The 20921-nt window shown below is 40.4% G+C and carries 26 protein-coding genes and 1 riboswitch; of the genes, 10 read left to right on the top strand and 16 right to left on the bottom strand.

What is annotated here, in order from left to right:
* Window positions 1-78: 78 nt before the first annotated feature.
* Window positions 79-210 carry a YvrJ family protein gene (locus SCI76_RS21605; protein WP_014458777.1) on the top strand — a complete coding sequence of 44 codons (132 nt, stop codon included), beginning with the start codon at window positions 79-81 and terminating at the stop codon, window positions 208-210.
* A 14-nt stretch (window positions 211-224) separates the two neighbouring features.
* Here SCI76_RS21605 and glp read toward each other — a convergent pair whose 3' ends face one another.
* Window positions 225-1490, bottom strand: a complete 1266-nt coding sequence (gene glp / locus SCI76_RS21600; RefSeq protein WP_328179584.1) for a gephyrin-like molybdotransferase Glp — start codon at window positions 1488-1490, stop codon at window positions 225-227.
* A 114-nt stretch (window positions 1491-1604) separates the two neighbouring features.
* On the opposite strand from glp, the gene moaC reads away from it, so the two are divergent.
* Together moaC and SCI76_RS21590 are read left to right on the top strand one after the other, a co-directional pair.
* Window positions 1605-2093, top strand: coding sequence for a cyclic pyranopterin monophosphate synthase MoaC (gene moaC / locus SCI76_RS21595; RefSeq protein ID WP_033580001.1), 489 nt, complete (start codon window positions 1605-1607; stop codon window positions 2091-2093).
* Window positions 2094-2105: 12 nt separating this feature from the next.
* Window positions 2106-2618, top strand: a complete 513-nt coding sequence (locus SCI76_RS21590; protein ID WP_048020431.1) for a molybdenum cofactor biosynthesis protein B — start codon at window positions 2106-2108, stop codon at window positions 2616-2618.
* Between the two features lie 33 nt (window positions 2619-2651).
* On the opposite strand, the gene SCI76_RS21585 is transcribed toward SCI76_RS21590, so the two are convergent.
* From SCI76_RS21585 to SCI76_RS21575, 3 genes are all read right to left on the bottom strand, one after another.
* Window positions 2652-3314, bottom strand: a complete 663-nt coding sequence (locus SCI76_RS21585) for a sulfite oxidase-like oxidoreductase (RefSeq protein WP_328179781.1) — start codon at window positions 3312-3314, stop codon at window positions 2652-2654.
* 75 nt (window positions 3315-3389) lie between these two features.
* A riboswitch (SAM riboswitch) is annotated at window positions 3390-3496 on the bottom strand.
* A gap of 141 nt (window positions 3497-3637) precedes the next feature.
* Window positions 3638-4006, bottom strand: a complete 369-nt coding sequence (locus SCI76_RS21580) for a hypothetical protein (RefSeq protein WP_048020426.1) — start codon at window positions 4004-4006, stop codon at window positions 3638-3640.
* A gap of 13 nt (window positions 4007-4019) precedes the next feature.
* Window positions 4020-5630: a polysaccharide biosynthesis protein gene (locus tag SCI76_RS21575; RefSeq protein WP_048020423.1), complete on the bottom strand. Its 1611-nt coding sequence runs from the start codon at window positions 5628-5630 to the stop codon at window positions 4020-4022.
* Window positions 5631-5962: 332 nt separating this feature from the next.
* Here SCI76_RS21575 and SCI76_RS21570 point away from each other — a divergent pair, with 332 nt between their 5' ends.
* Complete coding sequence (locus SCI76_RS21570) at window positions 5963-6547, top strand: YjgB family protein (protein WP_063247153.1); 585 nt, start codon at window positions 5963-5965, stop codon at window positions 6545-6547.
* A gap of 27 nt (window positions 6548-6574) precedes the next feature.
* On the opposite strand, the gene SCI76_RS21565 is transcribed toward SCI76_RS21570, so the two are convergent.
* From SCI76_RS21565 to SCI76_RS21555, 3 genes are all read right to left on the bottom strand, one after another.
* Entirely contained in the window at window positions 6575-7417 is an 843-nt protein-coding gene (locus tag SCI76_RS21565; protein ID WP_328179582.1) for a GNAT family N-acetyltransferase, read from the bottom strand.
* Window positions 7414-8079: a cyclase family protein gene (locus SCI76_RS21560; protein ID WP_063247155.1), complete on the bottom strand. Its 666-nt coding sequence runs from the start codon at window positions 8077-8079 to the stop codon at window positions 7414-7416. The genes SCI76_RS21565 and SCI76_RS21560 overlap by 4 nt, the downstream gene beginning before the upstream one ends.
* Before the next feature lie 95 nt (window positions 8080-8174).
* Window positions 8175-9302, bottom strand: coding sequence for a 2-methylaconitate cis-trans isomerase PrpF family protein (locus SCI76_RS21555; RefSeq protein ID WP_063247156.1), 1128 nt, complete (start codon window positions 9300-9302; stop codon window positions 8175-8177).
* 184 nt (window positions 9303-9486) lie between these two features.
* Between SCI76_RS21555 and SCI76_RS21550 the strand changes: the two genes are divergently transcribed.
* The 3 genes from SCI76_RS21550 to SCI76_RS21540 all read left to right on the top strand — a co-directional run bounded on the left by SCI76_RS21550 (window position 9487) and on the right by SCI76_RS21540 (window position 12189).
* Entirely contained in the window at window positions 9487-10347 is an 861-nt protein-coding gene (locus SCI76_RS21550; protein WP_028414936.1) for a LysR family transcriptional regulator, read from the top strand.
* A 296-nt stretch (window positions 10348-10643) separates the two neighbouring features.
* The gene (locus tag SCI76_RS21545; RefSeq protein WP_034267599.1) at window positions 10644-11960 is read left to right on the top strand and encodes a CitMHS family transporter; all 1317 of its coding nucleotides are present in this window, start codon (window positions 10644-10646) and stop codon (window positions 11958-11960) included.
* Between the two features lie 67 nt (window positions 11961-12027).
* A complete protein-coding gene (locus tag SCI76_RS21540) occupies window positions 12028-12189 on the top strand; it encodes a hypothetical protein (protein WP_165636182.1) in 162 nt (53 codons plus the stop codon).
* Window positions 12190-12293: 104 nt separating this feature from the next.
* Here the strand turns inward: SCI76_RS21540 and SCI76_RS21535 are convergent, their stop codons facing one another.
* A complete protein-coding gene (locus SCI76_RS21535; protein WP_033579988.1) occupies window positions 12294-12971 on the bottom strand; it encodes a hypothetical protein in 678 nt (225 codons plus the stop codon).
* Window positions 12972-13119: 148 nt separating this feature from the next.
* The gene (locus SCI76_RS21530) at window positions 13120-13572 is read right to left on the bottom strand and encodes a hypothetical protein (RefSeq protein WP_063247159.1); all 453 of its coding nucleotides are present in this window, start codon (window positions 13570-13572) and stop codon (window positions 13120-13122) included.
* A 200-nt stretch (window positions 13573-13772) separates the two neighbouring features.
* Between SCI76_RS21530 and SCI76_RS21525 the strand changes: the two genes are divergently transcribed.
* On the top strand, window positions 13773-14015 hold the full coding sequence (locus SCI76_RS21525; protein ID WP_063247160.1) for a hypothetical protein: 243 nt from the start codon (window positions 13773-13775) through the stop codon (window positions 14013-14015).
* An 85-nt stretch (window positions 14016-14100) separates the two neighbouring features.
* On the opposite strand, the gene SCI76_RS21520 is transcribed toward SCI76_RS21525, so the two are convergent.
* The 4 genes from SCI76_RS21520 to SCI76_RS21505 all read right to left on the bottom strand — a co-directional run bounded on the left by SCI76_RS21520 (window position 14101) and on the right by SCI76_RS21505 (window position 16441).
* Window positions 14101-14235, bottom strand: coding sequence for a hypothetical protein (locus SCI76_RS21520; RefSeq protein WP_255902688.1), 135 nt, complete (start codon window positions 14233-14235; stop codon window positions 14101-14103).
* A 139-nt stretch (window positions 14236-14374) separates the two neighbouring features.
* A complete protein-coding gene (locus tag SCI76_RS21515) occupies window positions 14375-15019 on the bottom strand; it encodes a Bax inhibitor-1/YccA family protein (RefSeq protein WP_025750024.1) in 645 nt (214 codons plus the stop codon).
* 145 nt (window positions 15020-15164) lie between these two features.
* Window positions 15165-15746: an ATP-dependent Clp endopeptidase proteolytic subunit ClpP gene (gene clpP, locus SCI76_RS21510; RefSeq protein ID WP_221832171.1), complete on the bottom strand. Its 582-nt coding sequence runs from the start codon at window positions 15744-15746 to the stop codon at window positions 15165-15167.
* 29 nt (window positions 15747-15775) lie between these two features.
* On the bottom strand, window positions 15776-16441 hold the full coding sequence (locus SCI76_RS21505; protein ID WP_047750040.1) for a sigma-70 family RNA polymerase sigma factor: 666 nt from the start codon (window positions 16439-16441) through the stop codon (window positions 15776-15778).
* Window positions 16442-16593: 152 nt separating this feature from the next.
* On the opposite strand from SCI76_RS21505, the gene SCI76_RS21500 reads away from it, so the two are divergent.
* A complete protein-coding gene (locus SCI76_RS21500) occupies window positions 16594-17133 on the top strand; it encodes a DUF2199 domain-containing protein (RefSeq protein ID WP_063247162.1) in 540 nt (179 codons plus the stop codon).
* A gap of 39 nt (window positions 17134-17172) precedes the next feature.
* Here the strand turns inward: SCI76_RS21500 and SCI76_RS21495 are convergent, their stop codons facing one another.
* The 3 genes from SCI76_RS21495 to SCI76_RS21485 all read right to left on the bottom strand — a co-directional run bounded on the left by SCI76_RS21495 (window position 17173) and on the right by SCI76_RS21485 (window position 20223).
* Entirely contained in the window at window positions 17173-18423 is a 1251-nt protein-coding gene (locus SCI76_RS21495; RefSeq protein ID WP_063247163.1) for a C40 family peptidase, read from the bottom strand.
* 179 nt (window positions 18424-18602) lie between these two features.
* Window positions 18603-19802, bottom strand: a complete 1200-nt coding sequence (locus SCI76_RS21490) for an MFS transporter (protein WP_063247164.1) — start codon at window positions 19800-19802, stop codon at window positions 18603-18605.
* On the bottom strand, window positions 19771-20223 hold the full coding sequence (locus SCI76_RS21485; protein WP_063247165.1) for a MarR family winged helix-turn-helix transcriptional regulator: 453 nt from the start codon (window positions 20221-20223) through the stop codon (window positions 19771-19773). The genes SCI76_RS21490 and SCI76_RS21485 overlap by 32 nt, the downstream gene beginning before the upstream one ends.
* A 253-nt stretch (window positions 20224-20476) precedes the next feature.
* On the opposite strand from SCI76_RS21485, the gene SCI76_RS21480 reads away from it, so the two are divergent.
* Window positions 20477-20905, top strand: coding sequence for a hypothetical protein (locus tag SCI76_RS21480; protein WP_328179578.1), 429 nt, complete (start codon window positions 20477-20479; stop codon window positions 20903-20905).
* Window positions 20906-20921: the final 16 nt, after the last annotated feature.

Genomic DNA, 20921 nt, shown 5'->3' with positions numbered 1-20921 from the left:
TGTCCTGCGAACAAATACTTAGAAATCACATATTATAGTGTATCTTCTAATTGAAGGAGGTATGCAATTATAGAAAACTTGGTTAGTTATATTAAAGAATTAGGCTTTCCAGTTGCGCTATCTTTTTACTTACTCGTGCGCATTGAAAGCAAATTAGATCGAATTACAGAACTGCTTCAAATTCTTATTGAAAAAAAGGACAAGCAATAAGCAGACTTCTGCTTTTATACCCAAAGCGAACTTGTACCTTCTTTTTCAAGATGCAGCACATCCACTTCTATTCCCTTATCGTATCCATGCTCTCCACCCGGAAGAACAACCAGCGCGTTTGCTGCAGCTAATGACGAAATAGCGCCTGACTTGTCCATGCCAACAGGCGTTACTAAGAGCCTTCCCCCTTCGTCTGTCATTTCTCCCCGTACCATTCTTGTGAATGCATTAGGCTCTTTAAAACGGCCGTTTAACACCGCTTTTGTTTTATGTAAATGAGGCGCCGGTGAATGTAAAAAGCTGCGAACAATCGGACGTACAAACAGTTCAAACCCGACATAGCAAGCAGATGGGTTTCCTGATAATCCAAACAGCAGCTGTCCGTTTCGTTCTGCGACTGTTGTGACGCTTCCCGGTCGCATCGCAATTTTGTTAAACAGCACATTGGCACCAAGCTTTTCATAAATAGCCGGCAAATAATCATAGTCACCAACGGATACCCCGCCGGTTGTCAGTAAAATATCCACTTCTTCAAGTGCTTTTTCTACCGCTTCATAGCAGCGGTCAAAATCATCTTCAAGCTTCCCTAAATATTTCGGAATTCCCCCGCTTCTTACGATTTGCGCAAGTGCCATATAAGAGTTGCTGTTGCGGATTTTTCCTGGCTCTAGCGGCTCGTTTACATCAAGCAGTTCACTTCCCGTTGTTAACACGCCAACCACCGGCTGCTTCACCACGGCTACATCCGCATAGCCAAACGTAGCTAAAAAAGCCGTGACGCCCGGATTAATGCGCGTTCCTTTTGAAACGAGCACGTCTCCTTTTTTTGTTTCTTCTCCTTTTAACGCAATGTGTTCCCACTTTGAAGCCCGCCTGCTTAACGCCATATACGTTTTGCCTTCTTTTTCATACGACTTCGTTACTTCAAGCATCACAACCGCATCACATGAATGAGGCACTTGCGCTCCTGTCATAATGCGCACTGCTTGAAACGGCTTTACTTCTTCTCCAAAAACAGAGCCAGCGCCGATTTCACCTACAACTTCGAACTCTACAGAATGTTCATTTGATACTTCTACGCAGTCTTGTGCTCGAACCGCAAAGCCGTCATAAAGCGATTTATTAAAATGAGGCACGTTTTGGTCGGCAATAATATCTTCTCCTAAATAGCGCCCGTAGCTTTCGGTGATCGATACGCGTTCGATGCTGCCTTTTCTTTTATATGTCATAATTTTTTCAATTGCTTCAGGAATTGAAATAGGTGTTCTGCTTTCTAACATACATTCTTCACTTCCTTTATGTCTGTTCACTTTTTACGCTATGGTGTAAAATCATAGCATATCTCACTATTTCTATCATACAACAAAATTTACTGAAAAAGGATGAAAACACCGATGTCTTCTTTTACACATTTTAATGACCAAGGCCGTGCCAATATGGTCGATATTAGCGAAAAATCTATCACTCGCCGCGTTGCAACAGCTCGTTCAAGCATACTCGTTAACAAAGAAATTCACGAAGCCATTGTAGAACATAAAATCGGAAAAGGCGATGTGCTTGCTGTGGCACAAGTAGCAGGGATTATGGCAGCAAAACGCACGTCTGACATTATTCCGATGTGTCACCCTCTTTTATTAAAAGGCGTAAACCTTTCATTTGACTGGGATACAAGCAATGACAAGTATCGTTTATTAATAGAAGCAACTGTTAAAACGGAAGGCTCAACGGGCGTTGAAATGGAAGCTTTAACTGCCGCTTCTGCCTGCGCTCTAACCGTTTATGATATGTGCAAAGCCATTGATAAAGGCATGATTATCGGCGAAACATATCTGCTTGAAAAATCAGGCGGCAAAAACGGTGACTACAAGCGTACGGAAGCGTAAAGGAGGTACATAATGAGCGCACATGAACATAAATCCAAAGCAACTCAGCCCGTTCGCTGCAAAGTCATTACGGTATCCGATACACGTACAAAAGAAACCGATAAAAGCGGCGCGCTAATGATCCAACTTCTGAAAGAACACGAGATGCAGGTCGCTTCCTATGAAATTGTAAAAGACGATCAAACGTCGATTCAACAAGCGATACTTGCCGGATGCAGTGCTGAGGACATTGACGTTGTTCTCACAAACGGCGGCACCGGCATTACAAAACGAGACGTCACAATTGAAGCCGTTCAAGCGCTGATTCATAAAGAAATCGTCGGGTTTGGCGAGCTGTTTCGCATGCTGAGCTACACCGAAGACATTGGCAGCGCAGCGATTATGAGCCGGGCAATTGCCGGGACGATTAACGAAAAAGCCGTTTTTTCTACACCAGGATCAAGCGGTGCTGTTCGCCTAGCTATGACCAAACTGATTTTGCCTGAACTTCGCCACGTTGTGTGGGAATTAAACCGCCAGCGCTAACAAAATGCCTATGCGCAAGCATAGGCATTTTCATTAATCATAGTCTTTATGTACCCACTCATCTTCTGGAATGCCTAAATCTTCTCCAGAAAAACGCTCTTCTTTAAACGGATCTCCTCTAAGATGAAAGCCGTTTTGCTCCCAAAAGCCCGGATGGTTTTCACCAATAGCTTCAAAGCCCCGAAGCCATTTGACACTTTTCCAAAAGTACAAATGCGGCACAACCAATCGCAGCGGATATCCATGCTTAGGTGTAAGCGGCTCTCCGTTAAAGGAATGAGCGAGAAGAATATCGTCTCTCAGTAAATCTTTTACTTCAATATTTGACGTATAGTCATTATCTCCGTGCAGCATGATGTATTTACTTTTCAACTCCACGCCAACTGCTTTTAAAAAGTCTGCAAACAGCACGCCCGTAAATTCATTATCAAGTCTTGTCCATCTCGTTACGCAGTGAATATCACATTTAACCGTTGTTTGAGGCATGTTCAATATATCTTGATACGAAAGCATCACTTCTTTGTCTACCAACCCAAACACGCGAAGCGTCCACTCCTCTAAGTTATAATCCGGCACATCGCCTTCGTGTAAAATGGGAAAGCGCTCTGTTACTACCTGACCCGGAGGCACTCGTCCTTCATACTTTGGATCAATTTCCGGTGTTTTCATTCGTTTAATACGGTCTGCTTTGTTCAAATTATCACCTCGTTGTTTTTTGTACATAAAAAGCCCTTCCTTAAATAAATAAGGAAGAGCTTTGTTTCAGCTTCTTCCTTATCTCTAAGAGCGATACACTCTTAAGGATTTGGCACCATTCTGTCATAGACAGCGGTTGCCGGGTTTCACAGGGCCAGTCCCTCCACCTCTCTTGATAAGGAAACAAATTGTATTTGTTTTATGTAATAAAGTCAGTATTAAGCTTTTTGTCATAATTGTCAATATTATTTTTCTTTTCCGCACAAAAAACTTTAAAAACAGATAGAGTTATAAGGTTTTAGTCTACTAAGTATGTAAAGCCTTTACCCTTCTCCATCAATCATCGTATACTTCCTAGCAAAGCGCTTGTAGTAAATTTGCTCATCCTCTTGTCCATTGTTAAAAACAAGTCGGTTATGATCAATATCTTTCTCTTTTAACACATAGCCTTTTTCATTCATCAGTTGAATATATTCATCTAAATGTCCTTTTTTCACCATATAGTAAAGAACATTATCTGAATCCGTAGTCTTTGCTACATCTTGACTTCCCACTTCTAACTTGAATACGGCTGTTGCTGTTTGAATGGGACGGTAGTCTCCAAACACCTTTTCCCAGTTTAGTAGCAGCAGCGCGCCGAAGATTATGATACATCCTCCAGCGGCTACGGTTAGTACAAATCGTTTTGACACTTCTTTCTCTCCTTTACATTCTTTTTCTTCTATTTAACACAACAGATTGCCCTAAACTTGTTTTGACGCCAAGCCCTAGATACACAGCAGCACCTAAAGCTATTGAAATACAAGACGTGCTACTCGCAAGTGAAGATGCAGACAGCTTATTTTCCAGAAAATAGTGAGAAGCATAATTGCCAATAAGCACAGCGGCTGACATCACACTTACTAATAAAACAGGAGTCAACGCGGCTTTTCCTAGTGATTGAACTCGGTAAGAAATGGATTTTTCAATTAAATAAAAGTTATAGATAACCGATACACCATATCCTCCGTACGTCGCGACAACAGGTCCAATTTCTTTTAAGCTTGAAACCAACAGTACGTTTAATACTATCTTCACAACAATACCTAAGCCCAAGCCAAAAATTAATTTCTTTTGCTGATTAATTCCTTGAAGAATCGCGGCTGTTACGGTAAAAAGAGCAAATAAAATGGCAGCAGGCGCATACCATTGTAAAACAACTCCACCGATTTCAGGACTGTTTTTCGCTCCAAAGATCATCATATATACCGGCTTACCCAATAAACAAAGCCCCACCGCAGAAGGAAGAGTAAAAAACAACAGCAGCTGCAGCGTTTTTGTAATCTTTCCTTTTACTTCTCGTAAATTTCCTTGCACAAAAGAAGATGTAATACCCGGAATCAGCGACATGCTGAAGGCAGTTGCTAGCGATACCGGCACCATTACTAAAATTTGCGCTAACCCAATGACAGAGTTAATCGTTTCAGCTTTAGCTTGTCCATACCCTATTGATTGAAAAAGCATGTTAATCGTAAACGTATCAATATTTTGATAGATTGGAATAGCTAAACCAACTAATACAAACGGAACAGCGTACGTCACAAGCTCTTTGAACATTAAAGAGAACGGAACAGATTTATTATTCTTTCCGCTATCCACTTCCTTCATAATCAGCCGCTTGCGTTTTAGATACGTCGCACCGAGAATCCCTATACCCCCTAAGCCTCCAATAAACGCTCCAAACGTACCAATTCCAACAGCTTTTGTCATCGTGCTATGAAAGAGATGAATAACAGCGTATGCTCCTGCTAAAATAAACAGCACACGCACTATTTGTTCAATAATTGTACTTAGCGCGGATGGTCCCATGGACTGGTTACCTTGAAAGTAGCCTCGTAATAGACTCATAGGCGGGATAATAATTAAAGCAAAGCTCACCATTCGAATCACGTATACCACGTCTTTTTGACTATTTCCTGAGGAATCTTTTCCGTTAATCACTAGCTCAGCGAGCGAAGGCGCCATGGTATAGAGGACTAAAAATCCTATTATGCCTGTTATCGTCATTAATAGAAGGCCTGCTTTTAATAGATCTTGCCCTGCCCTGTAGTTTCCAAGACCGTTATATTTCGATACATACTTCGAAACAGCAAGCGGAAGACCCATTGTCGATAAGCTTAGCATCAAGGTATATGGACCGTATGCATACTTATAAAGCGCGTAACCTGACGTTCCGACTAGCGCTGTAAACGGAATAATATAAATAAAACCCAAAATCTTTGTTAGCAAAGAAGACGCTGTTAACAAAAGCGTACCTCTCATCAAATTTTTTTCCATACATCAAAACTCCAGAAATAGATATTATATTTTTAACAAATACTTGATTTATTGTATCATAATTACAATTATTATCCAGTTTTTTATAAAGCATTAGAACTTTCTTCATATTACGTTTTTTTACCTAATAAAGGAATATAAACCACTCTTTTCACCTATGATAAATGAATCGTTTTTTGCTTTTTGCTTTACCTGACGTTTACATTCTAAAAGACGTGTTACATTATATATATCAGTTACCAACTCAACTAAGACTCCTTGACTATTCTGGCCTACCTTCTCTTTTAGGTAGACTGAGATTGCTAAATCTTTATATATAGGAGGAAAAAATCATGAAAATGAAACAACGACTATCAAAAGCGGCTGCTGCTGCGACGATTACAGGAATTGCTGCGTTTGGATTTGCTCCCGTCGCTCAGCTTGATACTCCAGCCCACGCAGCTACATCTCAAGAAACAAGCAGTCAAAGTCAAACAGCTGTAAAAAACATTAACGAAATTTATAACGCCGCGGTGAAAGGTGAAGTGCCGCGATTAACAGCAGACTTAAAAATTGGCAAAAGCCTGCGTCAAGATGTTCGAGATCAGTTCGGTCCTCCGCCTGAAGGTTCATCAAATAACTTTGACTACTATCATGCGGAAATGGGTCACCCTGGATATGCATTTGGCTATGACCAAAATAATGTCATTAACGAAATCCGCTATTTTGGTACAAATGTAGAGCGTCAAACAAATTTAGGATCCATCACGCAAGCTAACTTAAAGAAAGAATTAGGTCAGCCAAACTTTACAAGCAAAGTAAAAGGTGATGGTACGACTCAAACGAGATACACGTATCACGCCGGCGCCTATGATCTTGAATTTATTTTTGATGATAGCAAAACGTTAAATCACGTAAATTTAGTTAAAAAACCTTAAGTAATAGAAAAAGTAGCAGGCAGCCTGCTACTTTTTTTCATGAAATAAAACTAATGCGGAATCAGCTACGTGTTCATACCCAATCTCCATGTAAATCTTGTTAGACGTAGGGTTTGTCGTGTCCGTGTATAGACTTGTTGTTTGAAAACCGCTGTCTAGCATAAGCTGAGAAAGCGTGGACACACAGCTTGATGCATAGCTTTTTTTACGTTCTTCCCGCGGCGTATACACAAAGTTAATCGTAACGTTGTGGGTTGTCGGACGCGTAGCATTAGCAATTGACACATACTTCCCGTTCACTTCCCATAAAAATAGCCGTTCTGCTTTAATAAAAGCTTCGCCTGTTTTGACAGCTTGCTCTTTTGATACAGGCTCTCCAATGACGCCCATAAACTCCCAAATCCATTCCGTCACGAGCGGAAGATGCTCCAACTTTGCTTTTATCAGCACTCCGTCAGCGTCCGCAGCTTTTTTCACTTTGTCTAACCGATAAATGCGCTGATCCATTTTTAACGAAGCTTCTTGATTTTTTAGCGCTGCTAGTTTTTGAGAAAGATATACAACCGTTTGCTTTTCTCCAACTAAGCCCGGTACGGCGGTCTCTTGTAACAGTTCCGCTACTTCGTTCAGCTCATCATTCGTTAGCTTCTGTATTTGAGACAGGATGATTTGCTGAGGATGGGTTTGCAGCAACACAAGCGCAGCACGATTGTCTTTTAAAATAATGCCCATAAAATTCGGTTTGCTGTTTTCATGTAAGCTGTGTAAAATGCCAAGCGCTAAGTTATGAAGAACTTCATTTTTCGCTAAAAACGGCTCGACTTGGTTTTTAAATTCCTGGACTTCCCTGTATCTATGTAATTGGATCATGTTCTTTCTACCTCCGCAAATGCTCTTACCGGAAATGTTCCGGCTCCTTTTATTTTAGGAGGCACGGCGTAAAATAAAAAGGACCCCGTTAGTTGATCTAAGCGACATAAGTGTTCAGCAATCACAATGCCCGCTCCTAACAGCAGCGTATGAGCTGGTCTTGCTTTTCCTTTTGTGTCGTCAATATTCATCGAATCAATTCCGACAAGAGCGGGCTGTTGAGATACTAAATAAGCCGCCGCGCTTTCTGTTAAGTATGGATGGTTTTCTAGATAATCGTCTTTATTCCAGTAGCGATCCCATCCCGTGTGAATTAATACCGCTTTGCCTTTTACGTCTATATGGTGAAAATGAGATTCATCAATAGCCGTTAAAGTCGGGTCGATTGAAACTACTATTCCTTCCAGTCCGGCTGTTTTATCAATAGCCGTTTGAGCCAAATCCGCTCCGTTTTTATATCTGTGAAACGGCACGTCAATATACGTACCGGTATTCGTGACCATTTCAATTTTACCAATTTGAAATTCAGTCCCTGGTTCGTACAGCTTTTTAGACTCTTCTCGGCTTAAATAGTCGCAAATAATCGGTGCCGGCAAGCCTTTATGCGTGATAACTCCGTCTTCAATGACGTGGCTTAAATCAATATACGTTCTTTTTTTCATACTACCACCTACTTTTTTCAATATTCAGTAAAAATAGTCTAACATAAAAAAGCTCTTCCTAGTTTCCTAGAAAGAGTTTTTTTTAGAGAACGTTATTAACTTGATAAACATACATCGTACGCATGCTTTGTATAAACAAATCCTTCAAAAATAAGACGGGCCGTACGCACTACTTTGATTCCATTAACCTGTCCTTCTTTTAGATCTACACTGGTTTCCATAATTCCCATTGGATGAGCAAGTCGAACCGTATCGCCTTTTAGTTGAACCATTTCTGACAGAAGCGTGCCTTTTGTATAGATAGCCGCCGTTGTACAAATTGCTCCTGTAATCGCAAGCGTTTGATGCGGTTTTTGCATCGACATCATGCGAATTAATACGTCCATTTGAGAAGCAGCTTTTTCTCTGCCAGTCCCGTCGCGGTGGTCCATCGGAGGAGCAATAATCGTCATTTTTGGAACCGCTGGTGATAGTTTAGTTGCTTTGTCTTGAGGTGCGAGCCCCGCTTTTTCCGCTGCAATGGAGCGAATTTCTTCAAATAGCTTCAGCTGTTTGTCCGTGTATTCATGCGGAAGTTCTGTTCCTTTTAGGCCAATATCCGCTGCTTTAACAAATACAAGCGGATTTCCTACATCAACAATTGATGCTTTTACTGTTCCGATAGATGTTTGCAGAAGATCAATAGCGTTCCCGGTCGGAAGCAGTTTTCCGGTAACGGCTCCTTCTCCGTTTTCAAACGAAAGGTAAATAGGTGAACCCGTACCTGGCACTCCAGGAATCATACATTCCCCTTCTGTTTTCACTTTCCCGTTTTCTACTTCTACTTCCGCTACGATTACTTTTTTAGTATTCGTATTATAAATCCGCACTTTGGTCACCGGTTCCACAGCTTGTACAAGTCCTTGTTCAATTGCGTAAGGCCCCACTGCTGAGGAGATATTGCCGCAGTTTCCTTTAAAATCAACGAGAGATTCGCTGATGCTGACCTGCGCAAACGTGTAATCTACGTCAGCTTCTTCTAAATCTGATTTTTTTATAATCGCAATTTTACTTGTCAGCGAATTGGCTCCGCCTAACCCGTCAATTTGACGTTGATCCGGACTTCCCATTATATCTAGCAAAAACGGTTCCCAATCCGATTTGTTCACAGGCATTTCTTCATGATTGATAAAGACCCCTTTACTCGTTCCACCTCTCATAACCGTTACAGGAATACGCGTCATCTTAATCACCTTTCTCCCCTACTAACAAACGCCGAGGCGTTCATCAAACCATTTTATTTTTTTACTATTTAGAACCGGTTCATTTGCCATTTATCGTATAATAGAGGTGGTCATAAGTAAAATACATAAAATTTATTGTCTTTTTAAAAATTTTTTTATAATCTAAATACAAGGGGGAATTGGGATGGATCAAAAAGATTGGATATTAATTAAAACGCTTCACGAAGAAAAGAACATTACGCGAACGGCTGAAAGGCTCTACGTATCGCAGCCTTCTTTAAGCTACCGGCTTAAAAATCTTGAAGAAGAATTTGGCGTGACGCTTTTTTTCAAAACGAAAAAAGGAATTGAGTTTACATCTGAAGGTGAGCATCTTGTTCGCTATGCAGAAAACATGTGGAAGCAGCTGCAAGAAACAAAAGACAGCATGCGTAATATGAGCGAAACCGTTACAGGCACGCTTCGCTTAGGGGTATCGAGTAACTTTGCGCAGCATAAGCTTCCAAAGATTTTAAAGCAGTTTTCTCTTCACTATCCAAACGTACAGTTCAGTGTGAATACAGGCTGGAGTACGCAAGTTATGAATCTATTAGACTCTTCGCGTGTGCACGTTGGTATTTTGCGAGGCAATTACCCGTGGAACGGAGAAAAATCACTGCTGACGAAAGAGCGGCTTTGCTTAATTTCAAAAAAAGAGATTGCGATCGATGACTTGCCGAGCCTGCCTTATATTAACTATAAAACGGATACGTCGCTAAAAGATCTCATTCAAGACTGGTGGCATGACAAGTTTTCAGAGCCTCCGTTTGTGGCAATGGAAGTTGACCGGCAAGAAACGGCCAAAGAAATGGTTAAAAATGATTTGGGCTTTGCGATTTTACCTGAAATTTGTCTTCACTCCAGCGACAATTTATATACATACGGACTTTCATACCGAGATGAATCACCTTTACTTCGAAACACGTGGCTCATGTATGATCCTTCTTATTTGAATCTAGCGGTCGTGAAAGCATTTATTGACTTTTTAAAGCTAAGTGAAAAATAAAGCAAAAGCTAAAAAGTTTGCGTCTTGGAAGAAACTTTCTTTTAGACCAAGCTTTTTTCTAGACTACCATTATAAATTTTTTTTATGAACTTTCTAAAAAAACCTATATTTCCTTTATTTTTCAAAATGTACTAACATGAAAACAAGAAACATCAGCGGGGGTAAAGAGCGGCTTTAAAAATTCTTAATAATCAAACTACGGCTCATACATGGGGATGAGAGATGTTAGTCACGTTTTTTTACTCTAAAAGTAAACGCTTTCAAAGAAAAGAGGGAAAATAAAGGAGGTTGTTTGAATGCTAGCACTACTAGGTTTTACAATGATTATTGTCTTTACGTATCTCATTATGTCAAAAAGGATGTCTCCTATCGTAGCTTTAATGGTCATTCCGCTTCTTTTTGCGGTGATTGGAGGGTTTGGCAAAGGCGTCGGAGACATGATGCTAGAAGGGTTAAAACAAGTAGCTCCGTCAGCTGCGATGCTGCTGTTTGCCATTTTATACTTCGGCGTTATGATTGATGCCGGCCTGTTTGATCCATTAATTAAGCAGCTGTTAAAAATCGTAAAAGGCGATCCGCTCAAAATCGTGATTGGAACCGCTCTTCTATCGCTTTTAGTTGCACTAGACGGAGACGGTACAACTACTTATATGATTACGGTTTCTGCTCTTCTTCCACTGTATAAACGTCTGAATATGAGCCCGTTAGTGTTAACGACGGTTGCGATGCTTTCTCTTAGTATTATGAGCAGCATGACGCCTTGGGGAGGCCCTGCTACTCGTGCGATTGTCGCCCTTCATCTCGATGCATCAGAGTTCTTTATTCCACTTCTTCCAACGTTAATTGGCGGAGCTTTGTGGGTGATTTTTACAGGCTATATTCTTGGAAAAAAAGAGCGCAGACGACTTGGTGCTATTGACATCGAGCAGTTTGAATTAAAAAGCTCGCTTGCTTTTGCTGAAGACGCGTCTTTAACTTCTCAAGAAGATATTACGCAGCCTAAAAAAATCTGGATTAACTTAGCCTTAACCATTGCACTTATGGTCGTATTAGTTTCTGGTATTTGGTCCGTTTCTGTTTTATTTATGATTGGTTTTGCGCTTGCTCTTATGATTAACTATCCAAAACTTGAGGATCAAAAAGAACGTTTAATGGCTCATGCAGGCAACGCGTTAACCGTTGCAGCCCTTGTCTTTGCAGCGGGTATTTTTACAGGAATACTCTCCGGCACTAAAATGGTGGACGAAATGGCAAGCCTGTTAATTCATTTAGTTCCTGATTCACTCGGTTCGTTTTTACCAACAATCGTTGCTTTAACAAGCATGCCGTTTACATTTGTGATGAGTAACGACGCCTATTACTTTGGTGTTTTACCAATCTTCGCTGAAACAGCTGCTTCCTATGGAATTGATCCAATGGAAATTGCGCGAGCTTCAGTACTCGGACAACCTGTTCATCTATTAAGTCCACTCGTTGCCTCTACTTTCTTACTTGTAGGTATGGTAGGTGTTGATCTTGGTGAACATCAGCGCTTTGCATTTAAATGGGCCGTTTTAACGTCTCTTGTTCTCATTGTCCTTGCTATTGTCACAGGCGCACTTACGCTATTTTAATAGGAAATAAAAGCTGCTATAGCTTTTTATTAATAAATTCTACATGATAGGTGGAGGTACTTCTAAAATGTATGTGATTACGTGTTATGTCAGAAAAGATGAAATAAAAATGTACGAGTTTGATAGTAAAGAAGAAGCGCTTTCTCAGCTCAAAAAGCTGAAAGGCTGCAGTATTCTTTCAGAAGTTGCTTACTTTAATGATTCATCGGTTATTCCGATAGCTATTTAATTATGCACCACTCAACCCTATAGGTACAAATTTGATAAGCTTCCTTTCGCTCAAAAGGAAGCTTCTTTTTTATGTTCTTCTCAAGCTCCGGCCCTTTTCTCTCATCAACGTTTTGTTACGTCTGGCTCGTTTTGTTTCCTTGCTTCAATCATATGAATAATTCGATTAGTATGTGGAGTTAATGCTGTACATTTTTGATAGAAGGCTCCGTCTACAACAAGCAGCTCTTCGTCCATCCCGCAAAACTTGCAGCGAAGCTCTTGCGGTCCCCTGTAGGATGTGTGATAGACGCTATCGTTAAAGATGGTGTAAAAAGTATCTCGTTGCTGCGCGTCGTAAAAGCCATATTCTTTATTACTGTCATCACGGTAGTTAACTCCATAGTTCCGTTCAAATTCTTCTTGAGTAAACCCATCCTGCAAAAGTTCATTTTGTACTAGTTCTCTTAAACAATCCTCTATTTCTTCATCGTTAAATGAACAATTATGCGCGTAAACATCCAGTTCTTCAGTGCTGTTCTCTTTTACCATCACTTCACTGCCGCAAATCTTACAGGGGTGTTTAGGACGCTGTTGATCAAAGTAAGAGAGAGTTTGTACCTTTTCCACTGCTATTTCATCGCTCACCTTTTTAAATTTAATCATCACATTTTCTGTTTGACTAACGTTTTCGTTATACAACATCACTTCATATTCATCTATATTCTTTCCGTTTTCTTTTCGACTCGAATGCTCCATTACTTCATACGAAGAAATGGTAAAAAACTCGTTAAAATTCACCACTAGCATGCATCCTTCCAAAAAATTTGCGTTCTCTATGTACCTGCTCTATACTACCATTTTTTCAAAGGCTCGCACCACTAAACGAACTTCTTTTAAATTCATGCATGTATAGCAGTTCACTATAACTCCCAAATATCCGATCAGTTGGCTATTTCACATTCACATCAAATAAATAAGTTGCCTTTCCATGAGGCCATTTACCCGATACTTCGTAAAGATAGTAACCGTTCTTTGAAGACACTTCAATATGATTATCCGTTATTTTAATTTTTTCTTTTTGATTATTTTTGTTTAGTTGATAAATTGTAAGTTTTGGATTGTTTTTTAGTAGAATTGTAACTTTGGTATCTTTCTCTAGCGTGAGGTCATCAAATTCTTTAGCAACCTCTTTTGGTGAGTAAGAATCCGTTTTGGTTATGTGCGCACCATCGTCACCGTTCCATTCATATTCTCCTACTCGCATTTCATACTCTTTGTCATTAACCATAATGCTTCCTGACACTGGAACTTGTTCATCATTAGGTGTAGATACATTGACCTGTTCTTGGTTGCAACCAACTAGTAAGAAAAAGAATAACGATGTAAGAACTACTTTATTCATACTTCCCCTCCTCTTAAGACTCGCTCTTCTCCTCATCTTATTTTTCATCACAAATATATAATACCAAAAATATCCATAAGAGAAACCATGAAAAATCGTCACAATTATGAGTTACATCAATCTGTTTGGTTACAACGCCTTATGCATATTCTTTTACTATGCGGCATACGTAACACTAACCCTTTTATAAGGAGGATTCCATGAATACGTATGTAATCATCAGTATTGGCGTTGTTGCCAGCGCATTTTTATTTCGTAAATATCGAAAGCAAGTCGTTGAAATATATACAATCAGTGAATTTATTCATGCTAAAAACGGCGCGGTCGCTACAGGCTCCACGTGGCTTGAAAAGTTTTTGAAAGAACCTTACGCTACCGGACCAAACTATGAAAAAACAGAGGATGACGTTAGCGAGGATGGAGAAGGGGATGGCGGAGAATAACTAAAACAAAAAAAAGAGATTGTGATATAACTACATCACTCCCATCTAAAGATCAACAGATTGGATACATGAGGTGGACTGCTTATTATACCGCTGTTGATTTCCGTGCAAGGCTTCGCTTTCCGCCGGCGGCCGCTGAGCCTCCTCGTCGCTTCCGCTCCTGCGGGGTCTCACCTATTCCGCTTCTCCCGCAGGAGTCTCCGCCTTGCCCTCCAATCAACAGCTAGAAGCATCTAAATGGATGACACCTACGCTCATCCTACCAATAAAAAATCCGAACGAAGTTGATTCTCCATCAAGAATCTTCACCGTTCGGATCGCCCTTCAGTTAGAACACTTTTGTCCCAGCCTATTTCTTATTAATCATCGCTGCCTAAAATACCAAAAAAGCGAAGCAAGTTGATGAATAGATTAATAAAGTCTAAATAAAGAGATAGTGCCAGCAGTGGAACAAGCTCTTCTGTAATTTCACCATGCTTCATTTTGTTAAAATCATATAGTACGTAAAGTGAGAAAACGATGGTACCAATCACTGAGAATGCCATGAGTCCAGGCGTTGTTAAGGGACTAAACAGCGAGAAAATACTGATGCACACTAGTGCTAACAGCGCCACTAATAAAAAGCTGCCTAAAAACCCTAGATCTTTTTTTGTTTTTGCGCCAATTACACCCATCACCGTAAAAATAACGAACGTGCTTCCAAACGCATAAAGAACGACTTGCGCCCCCGCTACTGATGTATAGTAGCTGACAATCGGAAACAGCGTGATGCCTGATATAAATGAAAAAGCATATGTAAAGCCATATCCTACGCTTTTTTTCTTTCGTAACATAAATGCCGCAACCAGCATCACAAGTTCAGCAATCGCTAAAGGAAGAAAATAAGCCGGCGGCACATATTGACCTACGTATAAGCCAACTGTGGAAATAAATAACGAAAAAATAAATGTGACTAATACTTTTTGAAACAGAGACCGCTGCTCTACTCCAATCACTTCTTGCATGTGTAAAACCTTCTTTCTAAAATCTGTTATATTTTATATAATACCTACCTTTTCAAGAAAAATAAAGATAATACTAAGGTCTTTTTTCTTATTTCTATAGACAAGCAAGCATAGACGCTGCCGTCTATGCTTCCTTATCACCTCTTTATTTCGGCAACAGAATACCATCAATAATTCCGTAAGTCATTGCTTCTTCAGCGCTCATAAAATAATCTCGTTCCGTATCGTTTGCCACTTTTTCAACCGGCTGCCCCGTTCGTTTTGATATGATTTCATTAATATGCTGCTTCAATTTTAAAATCCGCCGGGCGCTAATTTCAATTTCAGTCGCCTGCCCTCTAGCCCCTCCTAGCGGCTGATGAATCATCACTTCACTATTTGGAAGTGCATAGCGCTTTCCTTTTGCTCCTGCTAGGAGAAGCAGTGCGCCAAAAGAAGCGGCCATGCCCGTGCAAATCGTTTGAACGTCCGGCTCGATGTACTGCATCGTATCATAAATCGCAAACCCTGCTGAAGTCGAACCTCCGGGGCTGTTAATATAGAGTGAAATATCTTTTTTAGGATCATCTGCCGCAAGAAACAGCAGCTGCGCGACCACGCTGTTGGCAATATGATCATTGATTTCATCACCAATTAAAATAATTCGGTCTTTTAAGAGCCTTGAATAAATATCATACGAACGTTCACCGCGGTTGCTTTGTTCAATTACATATGGAATGGTACTCATATATATCCTCCCTATCACACGTAATATGGCTATGCAGCCATGCAGAGAGTGCATGTCGGAGTATACGTTGGTTTTTGAATGACGCTTTTTAAGGAAGGCAACTCCCGAATCAAAAGTGCTGGGTCCTGCGCTTCTAACGTTTTATAAAACAGTTCTGACAGCTTTTTACGCTCTCTTTCATTCCAAAAAGAATCTGTAGAAAACGGCTCACTGTCTTTTTCTAACCGCTGCTTAGCACGATGTAAATTGCTTTTCACCGCTGTTTCTGACGTTTGTAAAATCGAAGCGATCTCTTTCAGCTGATAGCGAAAGCCTTCTTTTAAGAAAAAGATAACCGCTTGCTTCGGCGTAAATTGACTAAGCAGCAGTTCGACCGAGTGTCCCTTACTATCAAACGCATGCTTGTCGGCTTGTTGTTCCAAAGCTTTTTCTTCGACTATTCCTTCACGCTTTCGTTTTCGCAGCAGGTCGATCCAGTGGTGGTACGCAATTTTATTTAACAGCGCAGAAGACAAATTGTGCTCTTCGCCTTTATATCGCTGAGCTTTTAAAAACGTTTCTTGCGCGATATCATCTCCGTCCCACACATTTTGTGCTAAAAAGCGGCAGTACTGCTGCAGTTTTGGGTAATGCTCGTTCCAGCAAGCCTCATCAAAGCTTTCTGTTTGTTTTTCAATTTTTTTTGAATGTGACATGGTTTTCACTCCTTTTGCACTCTCTATTTACTAAACGATTAAAGGAAGTTCAAAAGATACGGGGAATCAAACTTTTTTATACATTATACGCTTAAGCAGCCATTTTTTTGTATTATAATGAAGATACTTTTATCTGAGGAGTCTAAAATAATATGCGAAGAAGACGATTATACGGCAAAAAGAAAAAGAACAAACTTCACTATAAAGACTTAACTTGTGAACACCCTCTGCCCGCTTTGCCTATGAATTATACAAGTGAAGCTCCTTTTTACTATTATGAGGCGTCAGAAGACGAAAAACAAAACGACTTTGAACTATATTCAGAGATTTGTATCATGAATCAAGAACATTTTTTCGTCAGAGGCTGCGTTGAAATTCCCGTTCTTAATGAAGAAGACCCTTTCATTTGGAACATTTGGGTTTCTTTAAGCGAAGAAAATTTTCATCGAATGATAAATTTATGGGAAAGTGACGAAAGAGAACATGAACCGCCTTATTTCGGCTGGTTTTCAGTTTCAATTCCAGGCTATCCTGAAACGTTAAATTTAAAAACAAATGTGCATACAAGACCTGTTGGAACGAGACCTCTCATTGAATTAGAACCAACCGACCATCCTTTAGCCATCGAGCAGCGGGAAGGGATAACGCTAGAGCGAATCAAAGACATACAAAAACAATTGGCTACCTATTAAAAAACCAAGACAGCCCCAGACTGTCTTAGTTTTTTACCTTTATGGCATGCGCTTTGCTCCGTAATATTTAGGCGCCCAGTAGCTGTCTACTTTATAGTTTGTAATTTTCACGCCCTCAGATGTGGATACGTGAACGACATAGTCATTTCCAATATAGATAGATGGAATAAGTGAACTTCCTTCAAAAAAGACGAGATCTCCCGGCTTCAAGTCAGATTGTGAAATGGTTTCTCCTGCTTCCCACTGCTGACTTGCATAGCGCGGAATGTCTTTTCCAGCTGCTTCTTTATAAATGTATTGAACAAAACCAGCTGTATCAAAGCCTGTAGAAGGACTTGTCCCACCTTGTGCGTAAGGTACTTCTCCTACATATTTAAGAGATTCCGTCACAAATGGATTGTCTTTTGACAGCGATAAGTCATCGTAGCGCCTTGCTCCGGCGTACTTAGACGTCCAGTAGCTGCTTGTTAGGTAATCAACCGTCACATTTTCGCTGCGCTTGGCGTGAATAAACTGATTGCCGCCTGCGTAAATGCCTACGTGTGAAATCCCTTCACGATACGTGTCTTTAAAAAAGATAACGTCTCCTGGCTTTAAATCTGCCCGTGCAACTTCTTCTCCAACTTGCCACTGCTGATCGGTTGATCGCGGAAGGTAGACGTCCGATGCATGTTGAAATACATAGGCAACAAATGCGGAACAGTCAAAACCGTCTGTTGGCGACTCGCCTCCAAATACATATGGCGTGCCGAGATGTTTTAATGCTTCTGCAATGACTTCATTATCTTTTGCAATTTCCGGTGCTCCTGTAATGTGCTTTGCTTTGGCGAAATGTGATGACCAATAGGCACTGCTTGAAATGTTTTTCACCACGACTTTTCCGTCTGAGGAAGATGCATAAATCATCTCATCGTCTCCGATATAAATAGCGGCTACGTTCACTTCACCGTTTTCATTAGTGTCAAAAAACAATACATCACCCGCTTGCAGCTCGTTTTTATCAACGTCTGTCCCAAGCTCTGACTGTTCTTTCACGGAACGAGGCAGCGTTGTATCCAGCGCTTGCTTAAACACATATTGAACGAAGCCAGAGCTGTCAAACCCTTCGCTTAGCGTCTCTCCTCCAGATGTATAATCGGCTCCTTCATACGTTTTTGCTTTATCAGCAATCACGTTTTCATCTGTAGCAGCCTGTACTTGCACAACTTTTTCTGCAGGAAAAGCGCCTTCATAAAAAGTGGCAAGACTAAGCCCTAACGCTGTGACCATAAGAGGTTTCATTACTTTCATGTTTGTTCTCCTTTGTTTTTTATTTCATCCAAGAAGTTTTATATGTAAATGGTTCCCCTGTTAAAGTATGGTGCAGATGGATAGGAATTGGCTAGTACCTTTTGACTTAAATATGCTTCCCTTCCAAAGTCCTGTAAAAAATCCATAAAAAAACTCGGCGCATATTACGCCGAGCTTTTTTATTTCATGCCCACCTGGATATTTGCTGCTTTTTGTTTTTGACGTAAATTTGCAATCCACTTGTAGTAAAGTGTAATCAAAAGAACAAAAATACCAAGCGCAAAGTACAATTTTGAATAGCCTAAAGCACCTGCTACAATTCCTAATACAAACGAACCAACTGCAATTCCGCTATCATAAAACGTAAAGAACGTGGCAGTTGCATATGCGCTTCGGTGAGCAGGCGCTGCTTGAATCGCCAGCGTTTGGAAGCTAGGAAGCAGCGTTCCGTAGCCTAGTCCTACTAATGCACCTGAAAACAGCAGCATCCAAGAAGAATGCGTAAAGCTTAAGCTAAATAGACCAATCGCAAAGACAACGCATGATGGAATAATCACGATGTTTGGACCAGATTTATCGAATAGTCTTCCGGTAAACGGTCGTGAAATCAGCATCGCAGCTGCGAACACAACAAAGAAAAAGCTTGCTGTTTTAATTAATCCAAGCGACTGTGCGTACACAGAAATAAACGAAATAATACTTGCATACGAAAAAGAAACGAGAATACCTACAGATGAAATCGGCATGGATTTCTTTTCAAACAAGTCGCTCAGTGAAAATGATTTCTTCACTGGCGAAGCAGCGTTTTCTTGAAGATTTTTGACCATCATTCCACACAGCCAACCAACGAGCATAATCACGCCAAATACAAGGAAAATAATGTTGTATGCCATGTATTGATGAAGCGTTAATGCTAAAAACGGCCCTGCAACTACAGCTAAGTTCATTGACATTCCGAAGTAGCCAAGCCCTTCTCCTCGTCGTTTAGCGGGAACTAAATCCGCTGCAATCGCTCCGGTGACGGTTGTCGCTAAGCTGAATGAAATTCCTTGAAAGAAGCGCAGTAATAAAAGCACGTTAAAATGGTGGATAAACATATATAAGAAGGAAGAAAGCGCAAAAATGAGGGTACTAAATACAAGCGTTTTTTTCTTTCCAATGTTTTCAATGACTTTCCCTGAAAACGGTCTAACAATAATCGCAGATAATAAAAAGATGGTAACAACAAGCCCTGCCTGCGTACTCGTGCCGTCCAAGGCGTCTAATACATAAATCGGCAGCAGCGTCAGCAATGCATAAAACACGACAAAAATAAAAAAGTTGGTAATCGCAATGCTGATAAAGCTTTTAGTCCAGATTGGCTCCTGCTGGTTCGTCATTCATTTCACCCTTTTCTGTAGATTTACAAATTTTCTTTAATAACGAAATAAGCTGATTCTGTTCGCTGTCGGATAAAGCAATCAGCAAATTTTCTTCTAAACGTTCAATTTCTTGCTGAATTTCTGGAAGCTTTTTCTTCGCTTGAGGAGACAAATAAACGATGCGCTCTCGTTTATCACTGCCTGCTTTTCGAACGATCCATCCGCTTTTTTCAAGCCTTGTTAACGTGCGGGTAACCGTTGGCGCTTCGACATTTAAATACTGCCAAATCTCCGTTTGCGTCATCGAGCCGAATCGCTTTAAACAAAATAAAATCGAATACTGTGAGCTGTATAGCCCGTACGCTTTTAACACTTCATTTACTTCTTTAATAGACAATCTCGACTTTTGATGAAGCTCATGAAACACCAAGTTATTCACTTTTCTCACCTCACCTTTTCATTTTATTTACCTAGGTAACTAATTGCTCTTTTATTAGTATATGTGCTGCTAGTTGATGTGTAAAGGCGGCCAAAAAGAGTAAAAATCAGCTGTTTTCTCTCATTTTCTACTAATGATTTACGCTTACACTTCTGTTTTCTTATTCTTTCGTATCACGAAACTTTTTGTATAGATTTACATGCACCTGCAAACTCTGTTAAAGAAGACGAAACAATATGCGGGAGGCTGGTATATGTTTTCACTGCGCGGCGATGCTCATAAAGTCTACCTTAAACTGAAAAAAGCGGCTCATCAAAATCAAAACGCAGCAGATATTGATGAATTAGCGGAAGTGGAAGAAATCCGGCAGCTTTACCTTACGCTAGAAAGCGCTACTTTGCGAAAAGTGTATTACCGAATGACCAAAGAAAAAAACGGCTCCGGCGTCATCCCTATCCTTGTTTCTGCCTTGCCTTGGCTCTTTTTTTTATTTTCGCAGCGGCTGCAGCAATTTTTATTTAAAGACGGCAGCTGGCTTTGGATTATTTTTGTCGTGCTGTATGTTTTTATTCTCATTCCAAGCGTGTTTCTTCATTTCCGTGAACAATCGTGGGCTTCTGTTCATATTGAAATTATTCAAGACATTTTAAAAGATCGTGAAAAAGAGCCGAAACCCCTTTGAGGTCCGGCTGTTTTTT

The organism is Priestia sp. HNGD-A6, assembly GCF_045784335.1.
In the GTDB taxonomy this organism is placed as follows: Bacteria; Bacillota; Bacilli; order Bacillales; family Bacillaceae_H; genus Priestia; species Priestia zanthoxyli.
This window is presented reverse-complemented; position numbering and strand designations above follow the sequence as displayed.